General features: G+C 52.4%; 22 protein-coding genes and 1 pseudogene. 12 read left to right on the top strand and 11 right to left on the bottom strand.

Annotated features, from left to right (window positions below):
• The coding region (locus BLS57_RS18865; protein ID WP_139186674.1) for a transposase domain-containing protein at positions 1-307 on the top strand (307 nt) is incomplete at its 5' end.
• Between the two features lie 43 nt (positions 308-350).
• Here BLS57_RS18865 and BLS57_RS18860 read toward each other — a convergent pair.
• The 5 genes from BLS57_RS18860 to BLS57_RS18840 form a co-directional block, all read right to left on the bottom strand.
• Positions 351-749, bottom strand: a complete 399-nt coding sequence (locus BLS57_RS18860; RefSeq protein ID WP_139186673.1) for a hypothetical protein — start codon at positions 747-749, stop codon at positions 351-353.
• 22 nt (positions 750-771) lie between these two features.
• Positions 772-1386: a recombinase family protein gene (locus BLS57_RS18855; protein WP_093744176.1), complete on the bottom strand. Its 615-nt coding sequence runs from the start codon at positions 1384-1386 to the stop codon at positions 772-774.
• 22 nt (positions 1387-1408) lie between these two features.
• Positions 1409-2839, bottom strand: coding sequence for an ATP-binding protein (locus BLS57_RS18850; protein WP_093744175.1), 1431 nt, complete (start codon positions 2837-2839; stop codon positions 1409-1411).
• Between the two features lie 202 nt (positions 2840-3041).
• Positions 3042-4019, bottom strand: coding sequence for a response regulator (locus tag BLS57_RS18845; RefSeq protein WP_093744174.1), 978 nt, complete (start codon positions 4017-4019; stop codon positions 3042-3044).
• Between the two features lie 77 nt (positions 4020-4096).
• Complete coding sequence (locus tag BLS57_RS18840) at positions 4097-5080, bottom strand: response regulator (RefSeq protein WP_093744173.1); 984 nt, start codon at positions 5078-5080, stop codon at positions 4097-4099.
• 468 nt (positions 5081-5548) lie between these two features.
• Between BLS57_RS18840 and BLS57_RS18835 the strand changes: the two genes are divergently transcribed.
• From BLS57_RS18835 to BLS57_RS18825, 3 genes are all read left to right on the top strand, one after another.
• Positions 5549-7099, top strand: a complete 1551-nt coding sequence (locus BLS57_RS18835) for a PAS domain-containing sensor histidine kinase (protein ID WP_139186672.1) — start codon at positions 5549-5551, stop codon at positions 7097-7099.
• 190 nt (positions 7100-7289) lie between these two features.
• Positions 7290-7763 carry a putative pterin-binding protein gene (locus BLS57_RS18830; protein ID WP_093744171.1) on the top strand — a complete coding sequence of 158 codons (474 nt, stop codon included), beginning with the start codon at positions 7290-7292 and terminating at the stop codon, positions 7761-7763.
• Positions 7733-9184, top strand: a complete 1452-nt coding sequence (locus BLS57_RS18825; RefSeq protein WP_093744170.1) for a sensor histidine kinase — start codon at positions 7733-7735, stop codon at positions 9182-9184. Before BLS57_RS18830 ends, BLS57_RS18825 begins: the two co-directional genes overlap by 31 nt.
• On the opposite strand, the gene BLS57_RS18820 is transcribed toward BLS57_RS18825, so the two are convergent.
• The gene (locus BLS57_RS18820) at positions 9181-9870 is read right to left on the bottom strand and encodes a sulfotransferase family 2 domain-containing protein (RefSeq protein ID WP_093744169.1); all 690 of its coding nucleotides are present in this window, start codon (positions 9868-9870) and stop codon (positions 9181-9183) included. The two genes, BLS57_RS18825 and BLS57_RS18820, sit on opposite strands and share 4 nt — an antisense overlap.
• A gap of 170 nt (positions 9871-10040) precedes the next feature.
• Here BLS57_RS18820 and folE2 point away from each other — a divergent pair, with 170 nt between their 5' ends.
• The 4 genes from folE2 to BLS57_RS18800 all read left to right on the top strand — a co-directional run bounded on the left by folE2 (position 10041) and on the right by BLS57_RS18800 (position 13440).
• Positions 10041-11132, top strand: coding sequence for a GTP cyclohydrolase FolE2 (gene folE2, locus BLS57_RS18815; RefSeq protein ID WP_093744168.1), 1092 nt, complete (start codon positions 10041-10043; stop codon positions 11130-11132).
• A gap of 147 nt (positions 11133-11279) precedes the next feature.
• Positions 11280-12047, top strand: a complete 768-nt coding sequence (locus BLS57_RS18810; RefSeq protein ID WP_093744167.1) for an SDR family oxidoreductase — start codon at positions 11280-11282, stop codon at positions 12045-12047.
• 650 nt (positions 12048-12697) lie between these two features.
• Positions 12698-12949: a TFIIB-type zinc ribbon-containing protein gene (locus BLS57_RS18805; protein WP_093744166.1), complete on the top strand. Its 252-nt coding sequence runs from the start codon at positions 12698-12700 to the stop codon at positions 12947-12949.
• 29 nt (positions 12950-12978) lie between these two features.
• Positions 12979-13440 (top strand): pentapeptide repeat-containing protein, encoded by a 462-nt coding sequence (locus BLS57_RS18800; protein WP_244153736.1) that lies wholly within the window; start codon positions 12979-12981, stop codon positions 13438-13440.
• A gap of 68 nt (positions 13441-13508) precedes the next feature.
• On the opposite strand, the gene BLS57_RS18795 is transcribed toward BLS57_RS18800, so the two are convergent.
• Positions 13509-14474 carry a calcium/sodium antiporter gene (locus tag BLS57_RS18795; protein WP_093744164.1) on the bottom strand — a complete coding sequence of 322 codons (966 nt, stop codon included), beginning with the start codon at positions 14472-14474 and terminating at the stop codon, positions 13509-13511.
• Positions 14475-14698: 224 nt separating this feature from the next.
• On the opposite strand from BLS57_RS18795, the gene BLS57_RS18790 reads away from it, so the two are divergent.
• Positions 14699-15343: an exopolysaccharide biosynthesis protein gene (locus tag BLS57_RS18790; protein ID WP_244153735.1), complete on the top strand. Its 645-nt coding sequence runs from the start codon at positions 14699-14701 to the stop codon at positions 15341-15343.
• Between the two features lie 103 nt (positions 15344-15446).
• Here BLS57_RS18790 and BLS57_RS18785 read toward each other — a convergent pair whose 3' ends face one another.
• Positions 15447-15875: an MgtC/SapB family protein gene (locus BLS57_RS18785; RefSeq protein ID WP_093744163.1), complete on the bottom strand. Its 429-nt coding sequence runs from the start codon at positions 15873-15875 to the stop codon at positions 15447-15449.
• A 488-nt stretch (positions 15876-16363) separates the two neighbouring features.
• On the opposite strand from BLS57_RS18785, the gene BLS57_RS18780 reads away from it, so the two are divergent.
• Both BLS57_RS18780 and BLS57_RS18775 read left to right on the top strand, forming a co-directional pair.
• Positions 16364-16915 (top strand): 2OG-Fe(II) oxygenase, encoded by a 552-nt coding sequence (locus BLS57_RS18780; protein ID WP_093744162.1) that lies wholly within the window; start codon positions 16364-16366, stop codon positions 16913-16915.
• A 95-nt stretch (positions 16916-17010) separates the two neighbouring features.
• A pseudogene (locus tag BLS57_RS18775) lies at positions 17011-18159 on the top strand (IS3 family transposase).
• 308 nt (positions 18160-18467) lie between these two features.
• Here BLS57_RS18775 and BLS57_RS18770 read toward each other — a convergent pair.
• Positions 18468-18818, bottom strand: coding sequence for an H-NS histone family protein (locus tag BLS57_RS18770; RefSeq protein ID WP_093744161.1), 351 nt, complete (start codon positions 18816-18818; stop codon positions 18468-18470).
• 1567 nt (positions 18819-20385) lie between these two features.
• Positions 20386-20850, bottom strand: a complete 465-nt coding sequence (locus BLS57_RS18760; RefSeq protein ID WP_167356473.1) for a PRC-barrel domain-containing protein — start codon at positions 20848-20850, stop codon at positions 20386-20388.
• 183 nt (positions 20851-21033) lie between these two features.
• Between BLS57_RS18760 and BLS57_RS18755 the strand changes: the two genes are divergently transcribed.
• Positions 21034-21717: a SurA N-terminal domain-containing protein gene (locus tag BLS57_RS18755; RefSeq protein ID WP_093744158.1), complete on the top strand. Its 684-nt coding sequence runs from the start codon at positions 21034-21036 to the stop codon at positions 21715-21717.
• A gap of 714 nt (positions 21718-22431) precedes the next feature.
• Here BLS57_RS18755 and BLS57_RS18750 read toward each other — a convergent pair.
• On the bottom strand, positions 22432-22742 hold a 311-nt coding region (locus tag BLS57_RS18750), incomplete at its 5' end, for a transposase (protein ID WP_208597612.1).

The following is a 22742-nucleotide window of genomic DNA, read 5'->3' as shown; positions in this document are numbered from 1 at the left end:
GACCTATATCCATCGTCAATGGAACGGGCTGCAAACCTTCCTGCACGACGGTCGGGTCGAGATCGACTCCAATGCCGTCGAGAACCTAATCCGCCCAATTGCCCTGACGCGAAAGAATGTGCTTTTTGCCGGCCACGACGAAGGTGGTCGCGCCTGGGGCCGCATTGCATCTCTCATTGCCACGGCGAAGGTCAATGATGTCGAACCGTTCGCATACCTCAAAGCCACCCTCGAAGCGATTGCGTTAGGTCATCCTGCCAATCGCATCGACGACCTTCTTCCGTGGAATTTCCAGCCGTTAAGCTGATCTCAAGTGCCGCGTAGCCGCCGCTTACCTTTATAATACAATTTTAGGGAGCAAACTGATCCTCAAGTTCACGGATCACCCGATCCAGCAGCTCGTCGTCTTCTTCTTCTAGGAGCATCAGGATTGACCGGTCACCCAGTGCGGTGTCCTTTGCCATGATGGAATCCAAAATCACCCAACCATTAACACCGTGATGTGCTGCCAAAACCTCATCGAGGCGGGGTAAAGGACGTCCGTTTCTGAACTGAAGTGCAGGATACCGCCATTTTTCGCCTACACGTACTCCAAGGATCAAAGCGGCCCTGCGACGTTCATCTAGCGCCTGTTGCGTGATCTCGAGAAGATCCGCCGCCTCAGTAGCTGAGAGCATTAGCCCAGCCTCATCAGCAATCTCTTTGAGATGTCGGCGCGCTCTTTCGCTAGATGTGAGATCAGATTTCATATTCTGAGTTATAGCATGCAGACTACTGCGACCGAACTGCTCGTTGTAGTGTCCTAATCGAAATTGCTTTATGGCCTCCCAACAACTGCTGGATCTGCTTCCATGACTGGCCCTCCTCGCGCCAGGCCACGATCTGCTCGCGCTGTGAATAGTTCAGTGATCTACGACGGCCGAGCTCGGCACCTCTGCGCCGTGCAGCCTCCAAGCCACTCTTCACTCGTTCTCTGAGCGTTTCGCGTTCGAGTTCAGCCAAGCTAGCCATAATCGTGAGCATCGCTCTTCCCATCGGCGTGCTGGTGTCACCCTCGAGTGTTCGGAATCGTATTTTCCGACGTTGAAGATCTTGGAGCTGTTCCAAAATATCCAGTGTCGACCTTCCCAAGCGATCCAACCGCCATACGACCAGTTCATCGCCAGCCTCTAGTCGAGAGAGGAGGGCATCTCGTTTGGCCAGCGCCTTGGCACCAGACATCACTTCCTGAACGATCTCATCGCATCCAGTCGCCTCGAGTGCGTCCACCTGTAGATCGTGCTTCTGATCTGCGGTCGAAACGCGTGCATATCCTACTCTTATTCTGTCACCATGTTTTTGGCGCTTTTTTAGTACATACAGGTTGATTATGAAAAAAGACGACAAAAACTAGTGATTTTGGCGCATTTCATTTGTCGCGCTTAGCTACCGCCCGCATCACTCTATAGGCGGCGCTCGATAGCTCAAAATCTTCTGGTAGCCCCCACTTAGCCCGATACACTTCAGGGGATATGCCGTGTTCGTGCTTGAGATGACGTCGCAGAAGACTGAGTTTCACTCCGCATTCCAGACAAGTGAGGTGCCCAGAGTTGCTCTGTGGCTCGTTTGCCCGATAGGTATCATTTCCCGAGCTTCTGGCTGTTGGCAGGCAAACCTCGAATTGGGTCCCTTCGCCGAGCTGACTAGATAGAGATATAGTGCCTCCTAGTAGCTCAATCTCACGCTTCACGATGTTCATTCCCAACCCGGTTCCACCTCCTTCACGAGCGGTTCGGGGATCATGCCCTTCAAATTCTTCAAATAGCTTACCTTGAAGATTAGAACCAATACCTGCACCGGTATCGCTTATGCGAATGATTACAAAGGCGTCTGGTGATGTTTCTTCTACCGTTATCCGGACTTCGCCTATCGCAGTGAATTTGATCGCATTAGATACGAGACGATCTATTACGTTGGTGAGGACGGCAGCATCGAACAAGAAAGTTAGGCTATTTATAGCCTCGGTACTGAGGACCAACTTTAAGCCTTTGGATTGGGCCGCACCCTCATATTTTGCGAAAATATCCTTGATCAGATCAATAAGGTCAACAGACTCCGCCTCTATAGAAGCGGTGGCCGTATCCAACTCAGCAATACGAATTAAGTCTTCTGTGAGAGCGCGAAGGCGCAACGTATTTCGATCAATCACCTCTACCAGACTACGCGTTTTTGTGTCTGTTGAAGCGGCACTAAGAAGGCGTGCGGCCCCCGAAATAGCGCTTAGAGGGGTACGTACTTCGTGATTTGCATGAGACAAGAAGCTGCTTCGGGCGAGGGCAGCGCGCTCTGCCAAAAGTTTAGCTCTTGCACGATCCCTGACGGCAGAGGCCAACTGGAACTGATCATCCGCGATGGAAGCCAGATGCATCAGTATCTCAACGTCTTGATCGGTCCATTCTCGAGGGCGTATATCCATGCAGCATAGTGCACCCATTGGCTCACCGCGCTCGCCGTGAAACGGAACGCCAAGATAGCTAACGACCCCAAAAGCTTCTATTGCGGGGTTATGCATATGGATTGGGTCGGCCCGAGCATCAGTTAAAGACAACGGTGCTCCGCTATCCCGTACATACTTGCAGAAAGAATGACTTAGCGGTGTTGCACGATTCTGGCGCAGCTCATCCGGGACACCTACTGCCGACTTTAGAAGCTGGAGATCAGCTGTATCGTCGATGACAGTGAGCAATGAAACCGGTGTGCTTAGAAGGCGCGAAGCCAGATGGGTGATTTTATCGAACCGGATGTCGAAATCAGACAGAGGTATGCCGAACTCTGATAGAGCTAGATGATCGTAATTCATGAGGGGGCTTTCGGACAGAAGGGCATTCGCTCAAACGCTCTGATAAGCATGCAAATGCAAGTAACTGCCAATTAGTAAGCCTCCGTAGAGCGCACAATATCAGATCTACAGCTCTTCAAATTTATTGAGATGCGGAAGCGAGTTCGCGCTTATAAATGTAATTCATTTAGGCTGAAACCTGCCTGTTTAGGGCAAAAATTTGTTACCGCCCTACGATACGAATGTTTACAGGGCGCGAAACTTCATTTTTTCGCTCCCTGCGGTGCTGGGCTCGGGCGATAGCGCGATCGCACGTTCTTATGGCAGACTGTGCGTTGTTTAGGCTGGGGATGACGGGGCTACCCACTGAGACAGTAATATCTAAGGGGCTGCCGTCATCATATTCGAGATCCTTTTCATCCAAAAGGTACTGGATTTCCCGCTCTATATCACGAAGAGGCGGACTGGATCCTTGAGCCACCACGACCACGAAGATGCCGCTGCCTGTATATGATGCGAGGAAGTCACTTGTCTCTAAAGCTTCGCATATCGCGTCTGCCGTCTCATAAACCGCGTAGTCAAATTCATCTGGTGAGCCACGCGTGTAAACCCCCTCGCCTTGGTCCATCGTTACAGCAATCACCTGAGAGCCCCTTAATCCAGCCCTCGACAATTGCGCCAGGTAGTTGCCTAGCGCTTCGTAGGAAACGAGCTTTTTAAAGCCGGTGATTTCGATTTCGGAAGTAAAGTTGAATGGGTGCGCGTATGTAGCCTTCAATGGCGGTTTGCTAGGCGCAATATTTTCGGCGGAGACGTTCTGGCGAGCCGTGACAACTTCGGTGGCCATACGCAACCGTGCCCCGAGCTCAACTACCCCAATTGGCTTTGTTACATAATCTGTAGCACCCGCTTTGAATGCGCGGTCGATGTAATCCTGCCCAGCCATCAGGGTCAGCATAATAATGGGCGTCTTACGATACGAGGCGATCGTTCGAGTCAGGCCGCAAAGCTCCACACCATCCATGCCCGGCATGACGATGTCGAATAACAAACAATCGTATATCACATTGCCGTTGTTCAGCAGATGCCATGCTTGCTCCGCTGAAGACACGGCGGTTATATTGTCATACCCAAGCTTCGCCGCCATAAGGGGCACAAGCTCAAGGATAAGGGGATCATCGTCCACTAAGAGGATTTTCATAAACCTATACCCTCTCCAGAAGGCTGTGGAGACTGGCGTAATATTTCGACAACCATCTTAGTAACACGGCCTCGCATTCAATGGGCTGCCGAGACAGGGGGAATCTCAGGAGGCGGCGTATCAGAAAGGGCTTTCTGGCGTCTCACCACACGTTGAATGGCGCGGGAAAAAGTTCGCTTAACTCTCTGATATTGACTGGCGTTCGGTCGAATTGGTCTGCCGATAGACACGGATAAATCCATCCAGGTTTCGTTGTCATGCTGTAACTCCATGGTATCGACTTCGTCCTGAATCATCTTTTCGAGCTGAGGCCATTTGGGCAGCTGAACGCTTGCTACGACACATAACAAGGTACCATGACCGTTATGGGCCATCAGCAACTGAGGTAGATTGACCACATTGGCAATTGCCGCGACGGTGGCAGCGATCGCGACACCATATTCCCGGGTGCTGCCTTGGGCATAGAGTCTTTCCGAATCCTCGATCGTCGCGGCGAAAACGTGGCAGTCACCCAAGTCAGCCTGTGCAAGCTGCAACAGGTAATTTCCTAACGGAAATGGCAAAACCAGCTGATGGACATCCTCAATGTGCAAAGGTTCCCCAAATGCAAAATTGTGCTGCCCGGGGCGCCCCCCATGATGCAGTTCAGAAAGGCTCAAACGAGGAGCCAAACTCGAACCCTGCATCATCCGCTTCGCTACACGCAGCCTAGATCTAAGAACCTTGGGATCAAAGGGTTTGGTGACATAGTCTGTTGCGCCCGCCATGAATGCGCGCTCGATTGAAGCCGTCTCAGTTCGTTGGGTGAGCATGATCACCGGGGTGTAGCGATAGCCCTCCTGCGCTCTGATATGGCTACACAGGGTAATCCCATCCATTTCCGGCATTTCGATATCGAGAAAGATGCAGTCAAACAGTTGGTCTGAGGTAGCCAGAAGTTCCAGTGCAGCTGGTCCAGAAGACAAAACAGTGAGACTAATCTTTGGCGATCTGGATTGTCTGAAGGTAGCCTCGATCATCTCCAAGATGATGGGGTCATCATCAACTGCCAGAACTTTCATGGTGAACCACCTTTCGAGTCATTCTGAGATGCTCTCTCTTGCAGGTGAAACTGTCGAATTTATGACCGGCCTCGTTCGAGAAGAAGGCATGGCTGATCGATCCACGCTGTGGGATGAGGAGTGAGTAAGCGCCGCTAAAAATATCAGCAGATCATCGCTGCATTCCACGTCGGTAGAGACAGCCTCGCCCCGACATCCAATGGCGGCGGATCGCCGCTATGAGACGTGAAGAATATGTATCTCTCAACAGCTGGAGCGGGCGCCAGTACCGTGCCGATCTCCCTGCGAGCAAAGTTTTGGCCGGTACAGCGAGAGGCATTCCTCGCGCGAAAACGCCATGTTTCTGACAAATATTTAGCAAAATTGAGTATCCGCAGCTTTCTTCCCTCATGCCTAGAAGTTGATTAAGTAGGCAATGCGAACTGTTGGTAGAGGCCGACAGTATACTCCCAGAAGTAAGGTGGCATTTTGAAGAGAAACACTCACATCACCTCTCCTGAAAGTTATCCGACCGACATGCCATCAAACCAAGATGATCCGGTCAATATAACGACGCATGCCTTAAAAGTAGAGACTATGGAAACGGCTTTGGCAGCTGCTCGTACAGCTGTGTTTGAACTTGATCTGGCTTCGGACACTTCGAAGGTATCAACGACTTGGCGTGAGCTCATGGATGTCAGTTCATCCGAAGACGTCGATTTTCAAACTGAATGGCGGCGGAGGATCCATCCTGACGACAAGACGGTTATTGACTGCGCATTGGCTGATTACGTAAAAGGCCGAACTCCGCGCGTGGCAGTGGAATATCGGCTACGTTCACGCGATGGGCAGGACTGGCTCTGGATGCGTACCGATGCTGAAGCAACTGAGTGGGATGCTGAGGGGAATGCGCTCAACTTGGTCGGGACGCAACGAGACATTACAGACAGAAAACGCGCCGAGCTAGCACTGCAAGGTAGCGAAGGACAATTCAGATCGCTGATGAACAATGCCCCAATAGGCACCGCGCTAGCTTCTCTGGAGGGTAAGTGGTTGGCGACAAATTCTGCGATGGCTGCCTTTCTTGGGTATTCGGAAGAGGAACTGAAATGTACTGATTTTCAGTCCATAACCCACGAAGACGATTTGGAAAAATGCATGTCGTGCGCCAAAAAACTCTTAGATGGTGAAGATGATGCATTCGAAATCGAAAAAAGGTATGTCCGTCCTGCTGGAGAGGTGGTGTGGGGGCATCTCTGCGTGGTCCTCGTGCGGAGTGAGAGTGGCCAGCCCTTGCACTACATAGCCCAGGTTCTAGACATCACTGAAAGCAAAAAATTGGATTTTCTCAGGAACGAATTCATGTCCATTATTGCCCATGAACTGCGCACTCCTGTGACGGCAATCGTAGGAGCCTTGGATATGCTTGATCTGGCTTGCTCCCACGGATCGATAGAGAAGGTACAGAAACTTGTAAAAATAGCAAAGCGTGGTGGGGACAGATTACGCACAGCTTTGGAAGATTTACTTGATTTTGAACAGGTGTCAGGCGGAATCTTTTCGCTAAACCTAACTGAAGCAAATATCGTCGATATCATAACAACAGCCTTGTTGAAGAGCCAGCCCCTGATGGATCAACATAAGGTTTCGGCCAGCTTAATTTCAGAGGAAAGCGAGCTTCATTGGGAATGCGATCCGGTTCTGTTGGATAAAACGCTTAGGCACCTGCTCTCAAATGCTGCCAAATTTTCGCCTGAAAATAGTGAGGCATGCGTCATAGTGACGAGGGATACTCGCCAGCTCACTATCCGCGTAAAAGATTCAGGCCCCGGTATTCCAGAGAGTAATTACGAGAAGGTATTTCAGCCTTTTTGGCAACAAGACCCATCTGATACGAGGGCTCAACAGGGTGTCGGGCTCGGGCTGACTATTTCCCGCCAAGCAATCCGAAAAATGGGCGGTGAGCTATCAATCCAAGCCTGTGGAGAAGGGACTGGTGCTGAGTTTCTTATCACGCTCCCCGGCTGTCCTTCACAATGAATTTACGCCAGCCGAAAAGCCCCGTGAAGCACCCTTTCTTGTGCCCTCTCCGTCAACTAGCGCAGAAGACTGCTTCGCCAACCGTTCTATCTGGTCGCAGGCGATTAGTTGAGAAACGCTCCATACTGCCAAAAAAATGACATTAAATGAGCCTATACGGATCTAACTAAAAGTTGTTGCAGGAGCAAAAATGCTGTTTCAGAAGATTTCTTGCGTGATCCTAGTAGTGATGTCGTTCGGAGCACCTACGCTGCTCAGCGCCGAGGACATTCTAACCATCACCACGCCCAAGAGCACGACAAGCTTCACGCAGGAAGAATTGCTCGGGATGCCGCAAACTACCGTCGTGACGTTAAATGACTACGTCGACGACGTTACAACTTTCCAGGGTCCGAGTTTAAGGCTCCTTCTTGAAAAGCTGGATATTTCCCAAGACGCGACCTTAAAGATGGTCGCACTTAACGGTTTTTCTTCTGACATACCGGCTTCGGATGCCTTCAACTACAGCGTAGTTCTAGCAGTTCTTCGCAATGGGAAGACGATGCCGGTTCGTGAGAAGGGGCCCATATGGGTCATCTACCCAATGGATGAGCACCCAGAGCTGCAAAGCGATATTTATAACGGCAGATTAGTATGGCAACTGAAGTCCATCTCGGTCGAGTAATTCGTCGTGTAAAATTTCTACGGGGGTTACTTCTGCTGCTGTTTATTGGAGCAGTCGGTTTTGCTATTAACGTTGTCCATGACTTGGACCAAGGTGTCCGGAGCCTCCGAACCGCTGAACAAAATGATCCTGTGTGGGTGGCCTCGCATTTGCAGGCTGAGCTTCTGCAACTTAAGAGTGATCTGAGCCAATTTGCGCTCGGCTACGGATCGGCCAACGATGTGGCGTTGCGGTTTGATATTGCGTGGAGCCGGATTAACGTGCTTCAAGAGGGCAAGCTTTCGCAGATTATTGGTTCCTTTCCCGTCGACGCCAGCATCCTCGCAGAGCTCGAAGCAGAGTTTCAAAGCTTAGAGCCTGCAATTAAACGGCTTAATTCGAATAACATAAATGAAGAAGTAGGCCGGTCTATTGCGGAGGATCTTGTCCTTTCGCTAAATGGTTTCAACGGTTCCATTAAGGATTTTCTAGTGTCCCTCGCGCAGGCGACAACTAAGGCGGAAACAGAATTCAGAGCCGAGCTGCTGTCCTATTCTCACACTGTAGTTTATCTTTCCCTTACAATCTTGTGCCTTCTAGGCATCTTCATACTTGAGCTCGTAATTGAACTTAGAGCCTCCAGAAAGACAGAAAGCGAGATGAGCATTCTCGCAACTGAGGCGCAATCGGCGGCGCGTATGAAGATGAACTTCATGAGCGTTATCAGTCATGAACTGCGAACGCCACTCACGTCTATCATCGGAGGATTAACCCTATTAAAGCGTCGTTTAGACGGCACGATGAAGGACGCAACTGCACACAAGCTGCTAGATGTCGCCTCGCGGAACGGAGACCGTCTTTTGGCGCTGGTGAATGATATTCTGGATGCTCAAGCACTGAGCGAAGGTAAGGTGTCTGTACAGCGAGTGCCCGAGGACCTTAACCGCATTGTCATTAGCGCGGTGGAAGGCTGCCATTCTTACGCTGAACAGCTTGGGGTCAGATATCAGCTGTCTACGCCAAATGAGGAGATGGTAGTTCTCACCGATAGCGCACGCGTCAACCAGATTGTCGTCAACCTCATTTCTAATGCCGCAAAGTTCACCTCCGCAGGCGATGTGGTGGAAATTTGTTTAAAAAGGGACGGGCAAACAGCGCGTATTGAGGTCACCGATCACGGCATAGGCATCCCAGCAGACAGGCAAAGTGCAATTTTCACACCCTTTCACCAGATCAACCCAGGCACCACAGGGGATAACAAGAGTAGTGGCCTGGGCCTGAGCATTACAAAGCAACTTATTGACCTGTTGGACGGAGATATTGGTTTCAACTCAGTTGAAGGAAGGGGGTCGACCTTTTGGATCGAGCTGAACTTACTTTCAGAGTTTAGCCCGCGTGTCGAAACCCAATATCGCCCTGCACCAGTTAGCGCGGCAACTTAGCGAGGCTTTTCCAGCTCTAGAGTTCGGGCGTCCTTAATCCGTTCGATCATCAAATAATCTTCTTGGTAAAAGCTGAAAATCAATTTTCGTGTATCGTCCCGCATCTGGATCGAGAATTTAGAACTACTATTGCGATCTAACGGCACCGTAATTCTTTCGGTCTGCGTGACTTGATCGACCCAATCAAGAACCTGCTCAAGCCCGTCTTCAAAAAGAAATATTTTCGAATTGGGGTGTGCAAACTCATTCTGCGGCCGGATATGATTATCACATAGATACGGATCGATAGCTTGACCTGAAAAAACTTTCCGAACCCACTCATCGAATGTGCCGTAGAACTCTTTATCCCAATCGAGTTCTACCGTTATTTTGACGTCGGGCGAAATTTGGTTGGGAAGATCATTGGCTGGGTTCCTCCTTGTTGCTCGGTATCGATACTCGCTCAGTAGGCGCTCGAACGGGTCGCGCAAAATATAAAATCTATGGTCACAAAACCCTTCGGGCAATAGCACGCGTTGTGTTGCAGCCTCCACGTGTTGTGGGGTGGATTTTGACCATTCTAGCTGCTCTCGGCTGTAAAGAGCTACGGGCCCCTTCGCCCTGAGATAGCTTGTGATGCTAGAACCACCTGTCTTGGGAATATGAACAAAGTGCAGAAGCTTTCCGTTGATCTTCGAAATTGGCATCTGAGCCCCGGATGTTGTGGTTAATTGCCCTGTTTCTTGGAGCGCGATCAAAAAGTCAATTCGGGCTGCCACGTGCGGGACAAGGGCATCCCTTGTATTCTTCGCCCGTAGCAGTAGCGCGCCCCTCTTAAACGCTTTACGTTCACGGAGTTTGGATGAAGGAGAGCGCAATGAATGCCGTAACAGAGATGTCTGAAGCACCGGACGAGGATGCAGTTAAGGCCGCCCTCGCCACCTTGCGCGCCTGGTCCAACCATGCGACCGCAGCGGAGCTGAATGCGCTAGATCCTTCTATGGAGCCTCTGCTGAACGGGGCAACTTATCCAGCGCTCACCCGCACCTACCCGGAAAACTTCAGCGCCAGTGCCAATTACGTCGCCACTTTACCCGATCTGCAAAATGGCCCTTCTAGCCTGATACGAGGGGCGCAGCAGTTAATTCAGCATGTTGGCATTTCAAACTTCCGTTTACCAATCCGCTACCGCAGCCGTGAGGGCAGCGATCTACGGCTGCAAACCTCGGTCACTGGCTCAGTTTCGCTGGATGCTGAGAAGAAAGGCATCAATATGTCCCGGATCATGCGCAGCTTCTATCGCCATGCCGAGGCGACTTTTAGCTTTGAGGTGATTGAAGCGGCGCTCGACGACTACAAAGCCGATCTAGAAAGTCTCGATGCCCGTATCCAGATGCGCTTCTCTTTTCCGATGAAGATCGAAAGCCTGCGCTCGGGGCTCACGGGCTATCAATATTATGATATCTCGCTTGAGCTTTGTGAACAGGGCGGTCAGCGTAGGAAGATCGTGCACCTCGACTATGTTTATTCTAGCACGTGCCCTTGTTCCCTGGAGTTAAGCGAGCACGCGCGTCAGACTCGTGGCCAACTTGCCACGCCGCATTCGCAGCGCTCTGTCGCACGCATCTCCGTTGAAACCATAGACTCAGCGGATTGCCTTTGGTTCGAAGACCTTATAGAGATCTGTCGTCGCGCCGTTCCCACGGAGACCCAAGTCATGGTTAAACGCGAGGACGAACAGGCCTTCGCCGAATTAAACGCCGCCAATCCAATCTTCGTCGAAGATGCTGCACGGCTCTTTTGTGCACAGCTTTCAGCCGATGAGCGGATCGGAGATTTCCGCATTGTTGCCAGCCATCAGGGAAGCCTACACAGCCATGATGCGATTAGCGTGCTAACCCAAGGCGACACCTTCGCCACGCGGAGCATCGACCCGAAGCTTTTTAGCACACTTTTCCACGTCGGGTAATCGCTCACTGAAGGTCCTCTAAAAGACGCCGGACGGTACGCTCTTTGTCGTATAAGGAGCGCGCCATTGCCAGGTCTTTGCAGGGGTGGCGCTAAGCGCGGCTTATATGCTTTATCCGTTTACAATCACAATTTGAGGAGGAGCTTCATGCCACGTGCACTGGTGACCGGAGCGGGGAAACGTTTGGGCCGCGCTATGGCGCTGTACCTCGCTGAGCGGGGTTTTGATGTGGCTGTGCATTATGCTACTTCACATGCGGGTGCTTCAGATACTGCGGGGGAGATCACGGCGCTCGGTCGCCGAGCGGTTCTTCTGCAAGCAGACTTACTAGATGAGGCTGAGACACAAGCATTGCTACCTCGCGCGGCGGCGTCTCTTGGGGGCCCCATCACCTGTCTCGTAAACAACGCCTCTATTTTTGAAGCCGACGACATCCACAATGCCTCAAGTGAGAGCTGGGACCGCCATATTGGCAGCAACCTGCGCGCACCTTTCGTACTAACGCAGACAATGGCCAGACAGGGGCTGCTTGCCACGCCGGACAAGAGGGGTGAGCCTCACGCCACTGGGCTGATTGTCAATATGATTGACCAACGCGTACACAGCCCAACGCCAGAGTTTATGAGTTACACGATCGCCAAGATGGGTCTTTGGGCCATGACCCGCACGACGGCTCAGGCGCTGGCTCCGGCAATCCGCGTGAACGGTATTGGCCCGGGACCAACCCTCCAAGGGCAGCACCAGACGGCCGAAGTCTTTGCGCAGGAACGTCGTGATACGGTACTAGAACGGGGTGTAAATCCTGCCGATATCACCGCTGCTTTAGGCTACCTCATGGACGCGCCTACTGTCACAGGGCAGCTCATCTGCACCGATAGTGGCCAGCATTTGCAGTGGCAGAATAGCCATGCGTGAAAGGAAAGAGGCCGAGATCGAACTATGTAATGGAAGTGCCACCACCCAAATGTTGACTGGTTGTTGAGGCAACTACCGTTTTTCACCAGGCGCCATACATGCTATCTGCCGCCTCGCGGAGAACACAATGCATCAGGATGAACTAGACAAAGAAGAGAAGCGCGAACAGCTAAGACACCGACGGCTCTTTGTCTGGGGCGTGATACCATCCATGGCGGTTCTTTGGTGCTATGCTATTTACGTGGCGTTTAGCTACTCATTTTAACAGGAGTCTTTCGGGTTTCATCTTTCAGCCGCCTAGGCGAATTCCCAACATGGACAAGTCCATTCAGAATGGCAAAAGGTACCACATTGTAGACCTTTCCGACTACCCCTTGCCTCTGCCTCTCTAAAGCGAACTTACGACAAGGAGCAGCTTGGGGGCGTGATGCTTGGCGAGAATTAGTAAGCCCGAGGCCGATACCCTATCGGATCCCCCAAAGCGCTTAGAGCACTAATCCTTAACTTGCAGAGTTTACAAAAAATCTTGGCGGTGCTGACTCAGATCCAACCGATCAAACGCACAGCGGTTCTGGCGATAATAAATTTGAAGTGGTTGCAGTTTGCATCGCGGGTGCCCAATTAACCCAAGAACGAAGGAGGCTTAACCGATGCAGTGCCCAATCGACGGAACCCAACTTGTGATGACAGACCGCTCTGGGGTGGAGATCGACTACTGCCCCCAGTGTCGTGGGGTCTGGTTGGACCGAGGCGAACTGGACAAGATTATTGAACGGTCTAGTCCCCAATCCGCCCCTCCTGAGGGCGCCTACTTGCACACCTCGGGGCAAGATCGCGACCATAGCAGGCCCTATAAGAAGAAGCGCCGTGAAGGCTTTTTGAGTGAGCTTTTTGACTTTTAAAACGGCCTTATAGGGTCAGGTGGTACTACTTGAAAAATCCTGCGTTTCCGACGAGCCGCCTTGGCGTGCTTCTGACCGTCGTTTCTCTCTTTGGTACTTCCGCAATCGGGCAGGAACCGGATGAGGAGGAGCAATTGCGTATGCTCGGAAAATGTCCTGGATGTACCTTCGAACAGCTGGACCTTACGGGTTGGAAGTTGACCGGGATAGACCTAACCGGAGCAGAGCTTCGGGACGTGGACTTCTCTGAAGCAGGCCTCAATCTTTCGCTGTTTGATCATGCAACCCTTGAGAATGTTTCCTTTGACTCTGCCAATCTGACGGGCGCCAGTTTCACCGGCGCCACGCTCATCAATGTGACATTCGAGAACACGGTTCTCAAAGCTGCCGTTTTCGAAGATGCCATTCTCATCGACACTGACCTTGACGCCGGGTTCTACTGCAACACGCAGGTGCCAGATGAGTCCATGGTGAGCACCGAATGCAATTAACCGGCCGTCTAAAGGCCTGATTTGAGCAATCCCCTACTCGCGCCCAAAGGTAGTAATGCTCAGAGAGACTAGCTGATCGCGCCGCTTTGGAACAGGTATCCAATGTAAACCGCATAGCCCGCTATGAACAGGAAACCAGCTACTCGCCCGATCCGCTTGACTGCAAACAAAATCACCGCCAGACCGCAGGACAGGAGCAGCATGAACACCATATCAAACCCCTGAAACCGTTCACTCACTTCGATCGGAACAATCGCGGATGTGATCCCGAGGATCGCCAAAACATTGAAAATATTGCTTCCGATCACATTGCCGATGACAACGTCAGACTGCTTCTTGAGGGCCGCTGAGATGGAGGTGGCCAGTTCCGGCAGGGAGGTGCCGATGGCTACGAGCGACAGGCCAATCACAGCATCGGAAACCCCGAACGCTTTCGCGATCGACCCGGCCCCGGACACCAGCAAGTTAGCACCCACCACGAGCGCGAGGATGCCGCCTACAACAAAGATGGCGGCTACACTCGTTCTGGTGATGCCGGGGCCCTCAAACCCTTCGGTTTCATGCTCAAACATCTGAGTGTCCCGGCTACGCTTCTCCATCCAGAACGTCGCGCCGAGATAGACAGCTAGAACCGCCAGCAAAAGAGCGCCCTCGAGCCGGTCCAAGAACGCTCCTTTAAGCAGACCATACAGCGCGAAGGCAACAAGGGCCGCTACCAGAGCTTCCCGAACAGCTGATCGATCCCATCCAGCAATCGGCATGATTAGGGCGCCAGCCCCGATGATGAGTAGGATATTGGCGATATTGCTCCCTACCACGTTGCCCAAAGCAATCTCGGGGGATCCGCTAAAAGCGGCCTTCAAGGAGACCAGCAGTTCTGGTGCTGAGGTGCCGAACCCCACGATCGTCAAGCCGATAACCATTTTGGAGAGCCCAGCTCGTTCGGCAATCGCAACGCTGCCGCGTACAAGCCCTTCACCCCCGGCGAAGAGCAAAACGAGGCCAGCTGCGATGTAGATCAAATCAATGCCCATGCGGCCTCAGTTCGTAAGAATATTGCATAGGCTCTTGGTTCCTTCAGGTTCATCCCCAAATAGAGTTGCATCCAGCTCCCTACAAGAGTGGAACAGGGCGGTTTCCAAAGGGACCTGCTAATGAACGCGCCGGGCAGATTTGGCCCTCAAGTTAAAGGCAGGCCAATGACGACGACCCGAGAGACACTGCTCTTAACTCCTCCCTATCGGGGCTTAGGAGCATTGTGACAACCAACTCCAGTTATCCACTGTCGAAAAGGCAGAGGACCGTCAAAAGTCGTTCTCTATCGTTCAATTTGCTTTGCGTGCTTCGGAGTGAGCGCCAGCGCAACGCGATCCCCCTTGGTCATCTCTTAGAACGGTTGGGGGAGCGGTCATTCGGTTGGGCCATTCTGCTCTCATCCCTAATTAACCTGTTGCCGCTGCCTCCTGGTGCCACGCTTGTAACGGCCATCCCCTTGGTGTTCTTTAGTGTTCAACTGGTGCTCGGGCGTTCTTATATTTGGCTGCCGCCTTGGATTGCCAAACGGTCACTGTCCCGTTCCGCTCTGAGAAACACGGTGCTGCGTCTGCGGCCGATTTCGCGGCGACTTGAGCGCCTGACCCGGCCCCGTCTGCAAATTGTATTCGAGCCTAAGGTAGAGAGACTGGTTGGGTTGGTTCTCTTATGCATCGCTTTAGCCTTGTTCGTGCCGTTGCCGCTGAGTGGATGGTTTCCTGCTATCTCCCTGTTCATCACTGGCATTGGCTTTGTTGAACGAGATGGGCTGGTTGTGATCGCGGGGCTCGGCTTAGGGCTGGCCTCGATAGTCCTGACGGTTCTCGTCGCGCTGTCTGTTGCTGCCGGAGCTGAAACCATCATGCACTGAGAATATCCTACACAAACAAAATCAAATGCGCATCTTGGTGAGCACAGCCCGTTTGAAGAAATAAGCCACAGCGCGTGGAGAATTCGAATCCATCAGGGCTATGTCATTCTTGAGCCCCGTTGGGTCTGACCGAAGACGGTAGGATGCGCGGGATAACGGCTAGGATGATCAGCACGATCACCGTCGCGAGGACCGCAGTCGCCTCCAGACCAAGCCCTGCAACGATACCAATCCCGGCTGTCGCCCAAATGTTTGCAGCAGTCGTCAAACCTTGGACCTTTTGTTCTGCTGCGCGAATAATGATCGCTCCTGCGCCCAAAAAACCAATGCCCTGGATGATACCCTGCAGTACCCGAGACATGTCTGGAGTGGGCATGCCACTCAGCAATGGGCCGATCACGAAGAGCGCCGCACCAACAGCCACCAACATATGGGTGCGTACCCCGGCGCTTCGAGCCTTGAGTTCTCGTTCATAACCAAGCAGCCCGCCCAGAAACGCCGCCAACACCAAACGCAGCGTTATACGAGTCATGGTCGACAAGTCTGGAATATCGGAAAATTTCTCTGACGATGGTCGCCCAGACTTCTTGCCACACGGATTCAATCCTTATTCCGCCAACCTCGACCGAAGCACAGTAAGATCAGGGTGTCTCAGAACGCCCCGGGTACTATCGCTTCAACAGTGTTCACGAGTTATGGACGTCGTCTACAGGCCAGTAGATGATACAACTAGTAAAATCTCTACATTATAAGCGGTGAACCTTTTCATCTTCGAAAATTCAGCAATCTGCAGCCGCAGAGCTTACCCGCCTGGTTTCGGGGGGAGTAAGCTCATCGGTATCGAGAGCTTCTGCTCGAAGATGTCTTCTCAAACCAAAAACCAGGGTTCCATCGATGCTCGGTCGGCTGGCCTTGGGCGCAGATTTTGGGGCTATCTTGAAGCAACAAAAATCGCAACATGCGGCTTAGAAACGCAGAAGCGTAGCTGGGGCTACTTCACTGATCAAAAGGACAGAGCAAATGTTTACGCTCCATTCAATCCCGAATGCGTTTACCAACGGCGAATGTGAGGTGATCCTTAAGGCTCTCTTCGATGCACCGACAGATGAGGCTCGCCTAATCGGCCAAAAGAGAGACTACAGCCATCGCAACTCAGAGCTCGTTTGGATTGATGAGGTGGCTGGCATGGAATGGGTCATGGAGCGTCTGATTGACCTCGTTCGGCAGGCAAACAAAGACCGGTTTGGATTTGATCTGCGCGAGTTTTCCGAAAGCCCACAAGTGGCAATCTACAAGGCATCAGTCGGCGGGCATTTTTCCTGGCACTCTGATATCGGCAGCAGTCCAACTGCCGCAAGGCGGAAGCTGACCTTAGTGCTACAACTGAGTGATCCTGAAACTTACGAAGGCGGCAATCTGGAGATTATGCCTGGCACAAAAATCCTCACCGCCGAACGCGCGCAGGGGTGTGTCAGTATCTTCCCCAGCTTTACGCTTCATCAGGTAACGGCGGTTACAAGCGGCACTCGGTATTCAATGACTGTGTGGGCCCATGGCCCTCCATTCCAATGACCACAGGTCTATAACTGAGCTACCCCCCGAACATCGGACACTGACGTAAGCTGCGATTTGTAGTTTGCTGATCTTCAACACGAGGGAGATCAGGAATGTCGAAACGGAAGCAACATCACCCAGAATCCAAAGCCAAGGTGGCGTTGGAAGCGCTGAAAGGCGAAGAGACTGTCAGCGAGCTGGCCAGTCGGTTTGGGGTTCACCCGACGATGATCCATCAATGGAAACGTGCATTGCTTGAGGGCGCGTCTGGTGTGTTCGAGCGAGGTAGCCGGAAGGCACCGGAAGTCGATGAAGAGCAGGTCAAAGACCTGCATGCCAAGATTGGGGAGTTGGCCGTCGCCAACGATTTTTTGGCCAGAAAGCTCAAACCCTGGATCGGCAAGTGAGGTGCAAGATGATTGAGCCGAACATTCCGGGTCTGTCCGTTGGCAAGCAATGTTCCCTGCTGTCGATCTCGCGGTCGTCATTTTACTATGAACCCAAGGGTGAGAGCGAGCTGAACCTCGATCTGATGCGCGTCATCGATAAGCAGTTCTTGGAAACCCCGTTTTACGGTGTGCGCCAAATGACGTGGCACCTGCGCAATGAACAGCATCTGGTGAACGAAAAGCGCATCAGACGCCTTATGCGGTTGATGGGTCTCATGCCGATCTACCAGAATCCCAACACGAGCAAGGCGGGGTCACAAGATTTACCCCTACCTGCTGCGGGGGCTACGCGTGGATCGGTCAAATCAAGTTTGGTGCGCCGACATCACATATCTACCGATGCTGCGCGGCTTCCTTTATCTGGTGGCCATCATGGATTGGCACACGCGCAAGGTTCTGGCGTGGCGCATCTCGAACACGTTGGAGGCTGGCTTTTGCGTTGATGCGCTGAATGAGGCGATCCACAAGTTCGGCCCGCCAGACATAATGAACACGGACCAGGGCAGCCAGTTCACGTCTTTCGCTTGGACGAACAGGTTGCGGAGCGCAAACGTGCGCATCTCAATGGACGGCAAGGGCCGCTTCCTCGACAATATCTTTGTCGAACGGCTGTGGCGGTCACTGAAGTATGAATGCGTCTACCTGCATGCCTGGGAAACCGGGTCAGAGGCCAGAGATGGCGTCAGAAAATGGATCGAGTTTTACAACCACAAGCGCCCGCATTCTGCCCTTGGCGGCAAACCACCTGCTGTGGTCTATTGGCAGAGAATTGAAACAACCAACCCCGATCAGCAAGTGCAAAGAGTAGCTTAAACTACGCCAGATCCTGTCCAACAAATGGGGAGTAGCTCAAACTGTGGCCCATTTGAAGCCATCCTGTGGGGGCCTACTGTGGTCATCTTGTAGGCGCTCTGTAGGTCAACGGTGGTCATTCTGTAGCCCCCTGTGTGCATCATGCTGGGGGACTTCTCTCCCAAGGCCTTATACCGATCGGCATAAATGAGATTGGCGAAGCGCAGATAGCTGCGCATTTGAAATGCGCAGCTAACCATCAGTCTCGTTCCCGGATGCCCTAGGTACTCTCCAGTCTCGAAATAGTTGAAATTCTAGGTTTCCACCGGTCAAATACGCATAGCATCGGGCGTAGTGCCGCTCTCGACCTGACTACGGAACCAATTCGGCTGTCGGCCCTTACCTGTCCAAGTCTGTTCCTTATCGTCGGGATTAGCATACATTGGTTTTGAAGGCTTCGAACTTTTCTTGACCTTAGCTCGCTTTTTCGCAGGAGCTGAGGGTTGCGTTTCTGAAATTTCCCCCAGAGAGAATCCAAACTCTGCGGCCGCCTTTTTAGCAGCCTTTCTTGCTTCTCTCTGATCCCGGCTTCGAGCCGCCTGCAATGCCTTTTCCACATCAGACAAAAGCCTCTCGAGTTCTTTGCGGGACAGTTCCTTCAGGTCACTTTTCGTAAACATATCAACCTCTATTCCAGATATGCGCCCATATATGTATCAATATGCATTGACGTCGACCCTCTAAAGAGCATTGGGGTTCAGTATTTTTCTATCCCGGAAAGGCACCTAGGGCATCATATGTTGAATTCTGGCGCGCCCTGTTCTGCGAATGAACTGGTCCCAGTTTTAACCGAACATCTTGGCTTGACCTGAGGGGTTTAGCGCTGGTGCTTCGACTATACAGATTCAAAGGTCCAGCATTGCAAATCACAGCATATGGTTCGTAAGTCACCCCAGAAATTTCTAAATTTCAGGGAGCAAGGGCACCCGCCCCATAGTTGTTTTGTGGTCATCGTGTAGGCCTTCTGTGGCCGTCTTGTAATCTTCCAGTAGGCGAAGCGTCAGCGTGGCCAATGTCGGGAAAGCTACCCCTCATCGGCCTACCACTGACCGCAGGGGAGGTCCTGTGAGGGTACGGGCGGTGGCCAGAGCTAACCCGCTTTACCGGCGTGCTCTCGAACCGGCTTTGTCGGAGATGAGACGTCTTGCAGAGTTCGCGTCTGTTGCTAAAGGACGCGATGAACCGGCCAGTAAATGGCGGTCAGTGGGTCAAGACGAACAAAGGCCAAGCGCCCATAGCGCCACCATAGCCATGCCAAACGCCAAGCGCTCGCGCACTTGTCCGATTTCAGCCCTACGCTCCCGTATCTTACGTTTTGGAACTGGGTTGTTCTGCTCATCGGAGGCCATTGGGCGAAGATAAACGAGACAGAATGAACAGCAAGATACTTGATGTAAAATTGGGCAGCTGTGCCGTCTCAGTTGCCGAGCAGATAGGAGACCATTTCATAGACTGCAATCACCCATAGCCCCGCCACAGTTATCGCCCCAGCCCAATGGGAAAACTTCCAACTTTCAGTAATGCGGACAAATAGGCTTCTGTCGCTATCACCTTTTGGCAACATATAACGCCCTCCTTAATCCAGTACTGAGTCAAAAGTACTCAAACACTCGGAACGGTATCAACCTATAAGGCAACGTCTATAACATATATTAAATACTCGCTCGGCCTTCTGTGGATAAGTCCACCAGAAGACCTTTTATACCGCTCGTGGCTTCAGCATTTCCTCCAGCCAAGCCACAGCTTCACGTGAAAGGTTCTGACTGGACTGTTTGAAACGAGGGCGCAGTTCTATGACAACCAAAGCATCACATTCTTCTAGCTGACTGGTCAACCAATCGCGAAAGGCGTCAAGTCCGAGATTCATCTCCAGCCCGCATAGACACTCGCCCAGTGGCACAGCTCCCAAGACGTCCATGAATTCGTCAAGGTCCGCTCTGGTCTGCTCAGTCGCCGTTGAGTAAGAAATCAAATATGCTGGCACGACGAACCTCCTCTCGTTCTATAAAAATCAAATGCACTTAACACGAGGACTTCTGTTCAAGCGTCACCCTGTCGCAAACGCTTATGACAAAGAAAAAAATAACCTGCCGCAGGGAAGAAGTATCTACGGCAGGCTTTTCGCTCTGCGACCAACAATCGGTTCAGAGCTACCCCAAGTTAGCGGACTCTATTGGGAGCGGGTCATTACCAGCCCCAAGCGTCGTCGACTTCCTGACGAGACTCGAGCTGCTCTTCGTTCAGGCGGGTTACAAAAGCCACATCACCCAAGTCGTCTCCTACGATCCTGACATCATTCATATCGATGATTACATCTTCGTCCCCGATATCAAGCCAGCCACCAATCTCTGCGACTAGGCCCACGATGCGGCCATCGCGAGAGACAACAATATCGTCTATTTCACCGATCTCTTCCCACTCGGTGCCAACAGAGCCGTAATAGTCAGTATCGACCCACTCGTTTTCATCATACTCTCTTTCAAGCGTATAGATTTCTGCGTCGATCATCGCCTCAGCCCGCAGCATATTTTGCGAGACATCAGAGGAAACGATGCCGCTATAAGTCTTTTGATCACTGAGATGCGTTTCGGCTGCTGCGGCGCCTGCGGTCGCAATGGTGAGTGCCAGGGCGGAAACTGTCATGCGTTTCATAGCTTGAACCTCCTTCATTTCAGTTGCGTCACCTAAAAAACAAATGGGCGATGGCGATGTTCCAAATCACGGCGGCGCGAAGGCAATAAATCCGCCTTATCCCCGCCTTCCTTTTGCAAAACGGAACAACAAGAAACGTTGGCCGTTTTGTCAGCACTTATTGCAACGAAAGGAGCAAACGACATGCCATTGACGACACAGCTGACCACTACCACTGCGCTCGTCGTGTCTTTGGTCGCGGCACCGCTGTATGCCCAGGATTCGAATAGCGACACATCAGACACTCAAACCCAAACCACACAAAGTGAGGCCAAAGAAACGAGTAAGACCTCAGGCGAAAACGCCGCAGCCGATACCTCGAAGGCTGCAGAAGCTGAAGGCGGCTTGCTGGTTGTTCGTGTGGGAGACGAGGACATTAACCGCTCGGATGTTTCCGGAGCGATCTCAGCGCTTCCCCCTCAACTTCGGCAGCAGCCACCAGAGTTGCTGGTGCCCATGGCGGTAAACCAGCTGATCGCAAAAGAGCTGATCTATAAGGCTGCCTTGGCCGACAAGCTAAACGAGGACTCAGAAGTCGTCGCGCTGGTGGAAGAAGCACGCTCAGCAAACGAGAAAGATGCGATGATTCAAGTCTGGCTCCAACGCGAGTTGGGCGACCGCGTCACAGACGAGTCTGTTGAGGCGAAGTATGAAGAGATCAAAGCCAACAGCGAACAAGAGATTCCGCCATTTGAGGCTGTGCGTGCTCAGATCGAACAGCAGCTGCGCCAAGAGGCGTTCTCTGACGTGGAAGAGGATCTCCGTAAGGACGTCGAGATCGTCTACTATGGCTCCGATGGGAAGCCCCAGACCGCCAGTGCTGACTAAACCCGCACGGGCGATGGTCGTTAGATCAACGATGCTTCCCGGCATGCTGAGCCGGGAAGCATTCTTTGTGACCTTTGTCAGCAGCCTTGGACGAAGCTATCAAGAAGTTCGTCCCGCCTTAGATCATGAGCATCGGGTCAGAAGATGCAACGAGTAGCTCATTTGGTGTGGCCCAACTGTAGCCATCTTGTAGGCCTACTGTGGCCATTCTGTAGGCGCCTGTAGGCATACTGCAGCCATGCTGTAGGCTCCCAGTAGCTGAGGGAGGCCACGCCCCGGAGGCTTTATACCGATCGGTATAAGCGGGGTTGGCGCACAAAATGCAGGTGGCTGCGCGTCACCAGCCTCCGATTTTTTCAGGCCGTTGCAGAAGCCCCAGACGCAGTGCTCAATGTTGGAATAGCCGAAACATCAACTTCGCGGGAAGCATGCCAAGCATCATAGGCACCCTGCATCCTGATCCAGAACAAGGGGCGGTGCCTGACAAGTAAGGGAGGGGTATTGTAGCCTCTCTGTAATCATCCTGTAGGCGCTAAGTGGGCATCATGGCGTGGGAGGTCTCGCTCCGGAGACTTTATACTGATCGGTATAAGCGGGTTGGCGAACAAAAATGCAGGTAGTTGCGCATCACCAGATCTCGCTTCCCTCAGACCGTTGTAGAAGCCTCAGACACAGTGCTCAGTGGAGATATGGGCAAAAGTTGGTGATGCCTGATCAGGCGGCAGTTTGAAGCTGGCTGATCCCATCGCGGAACTCAACCCCTTGGATGATCTCGGGCAGACGGTTCTGTCCATCGAGTTTGCGCCATCTCTTCTGCGCTGACATCATTAGCTTGAAGGCCATGGCCAACCCGGTCGTGCGGCTGAGGCATCCTTTGGTGCGTTTCGTGCGGTGCCGGACGGTGGCGAAGGTGCTCTCGATCGGGTTTGACGTCCGGATGTGCTTCCAGTGTTCCGCCGGATAGTCGTAGAAGGTCAGCAGCGCATCCCGGTCCTTGACCAGCTTGGTGACCGCCTTGTCCCATT

This window comes from Sulfitobacter delicatus, assembly GCF_900102535.1.
GTDB lineage: Bacteria > Pseudomonadota > Alphaproteobacteria > Rhodobacterales > Rhodobacteraceae > Sulfitobacter > Sulfitobacter delicatus.
This window is presented reverse-complemented; position numbering and strand designations above follow the sequence as displayed.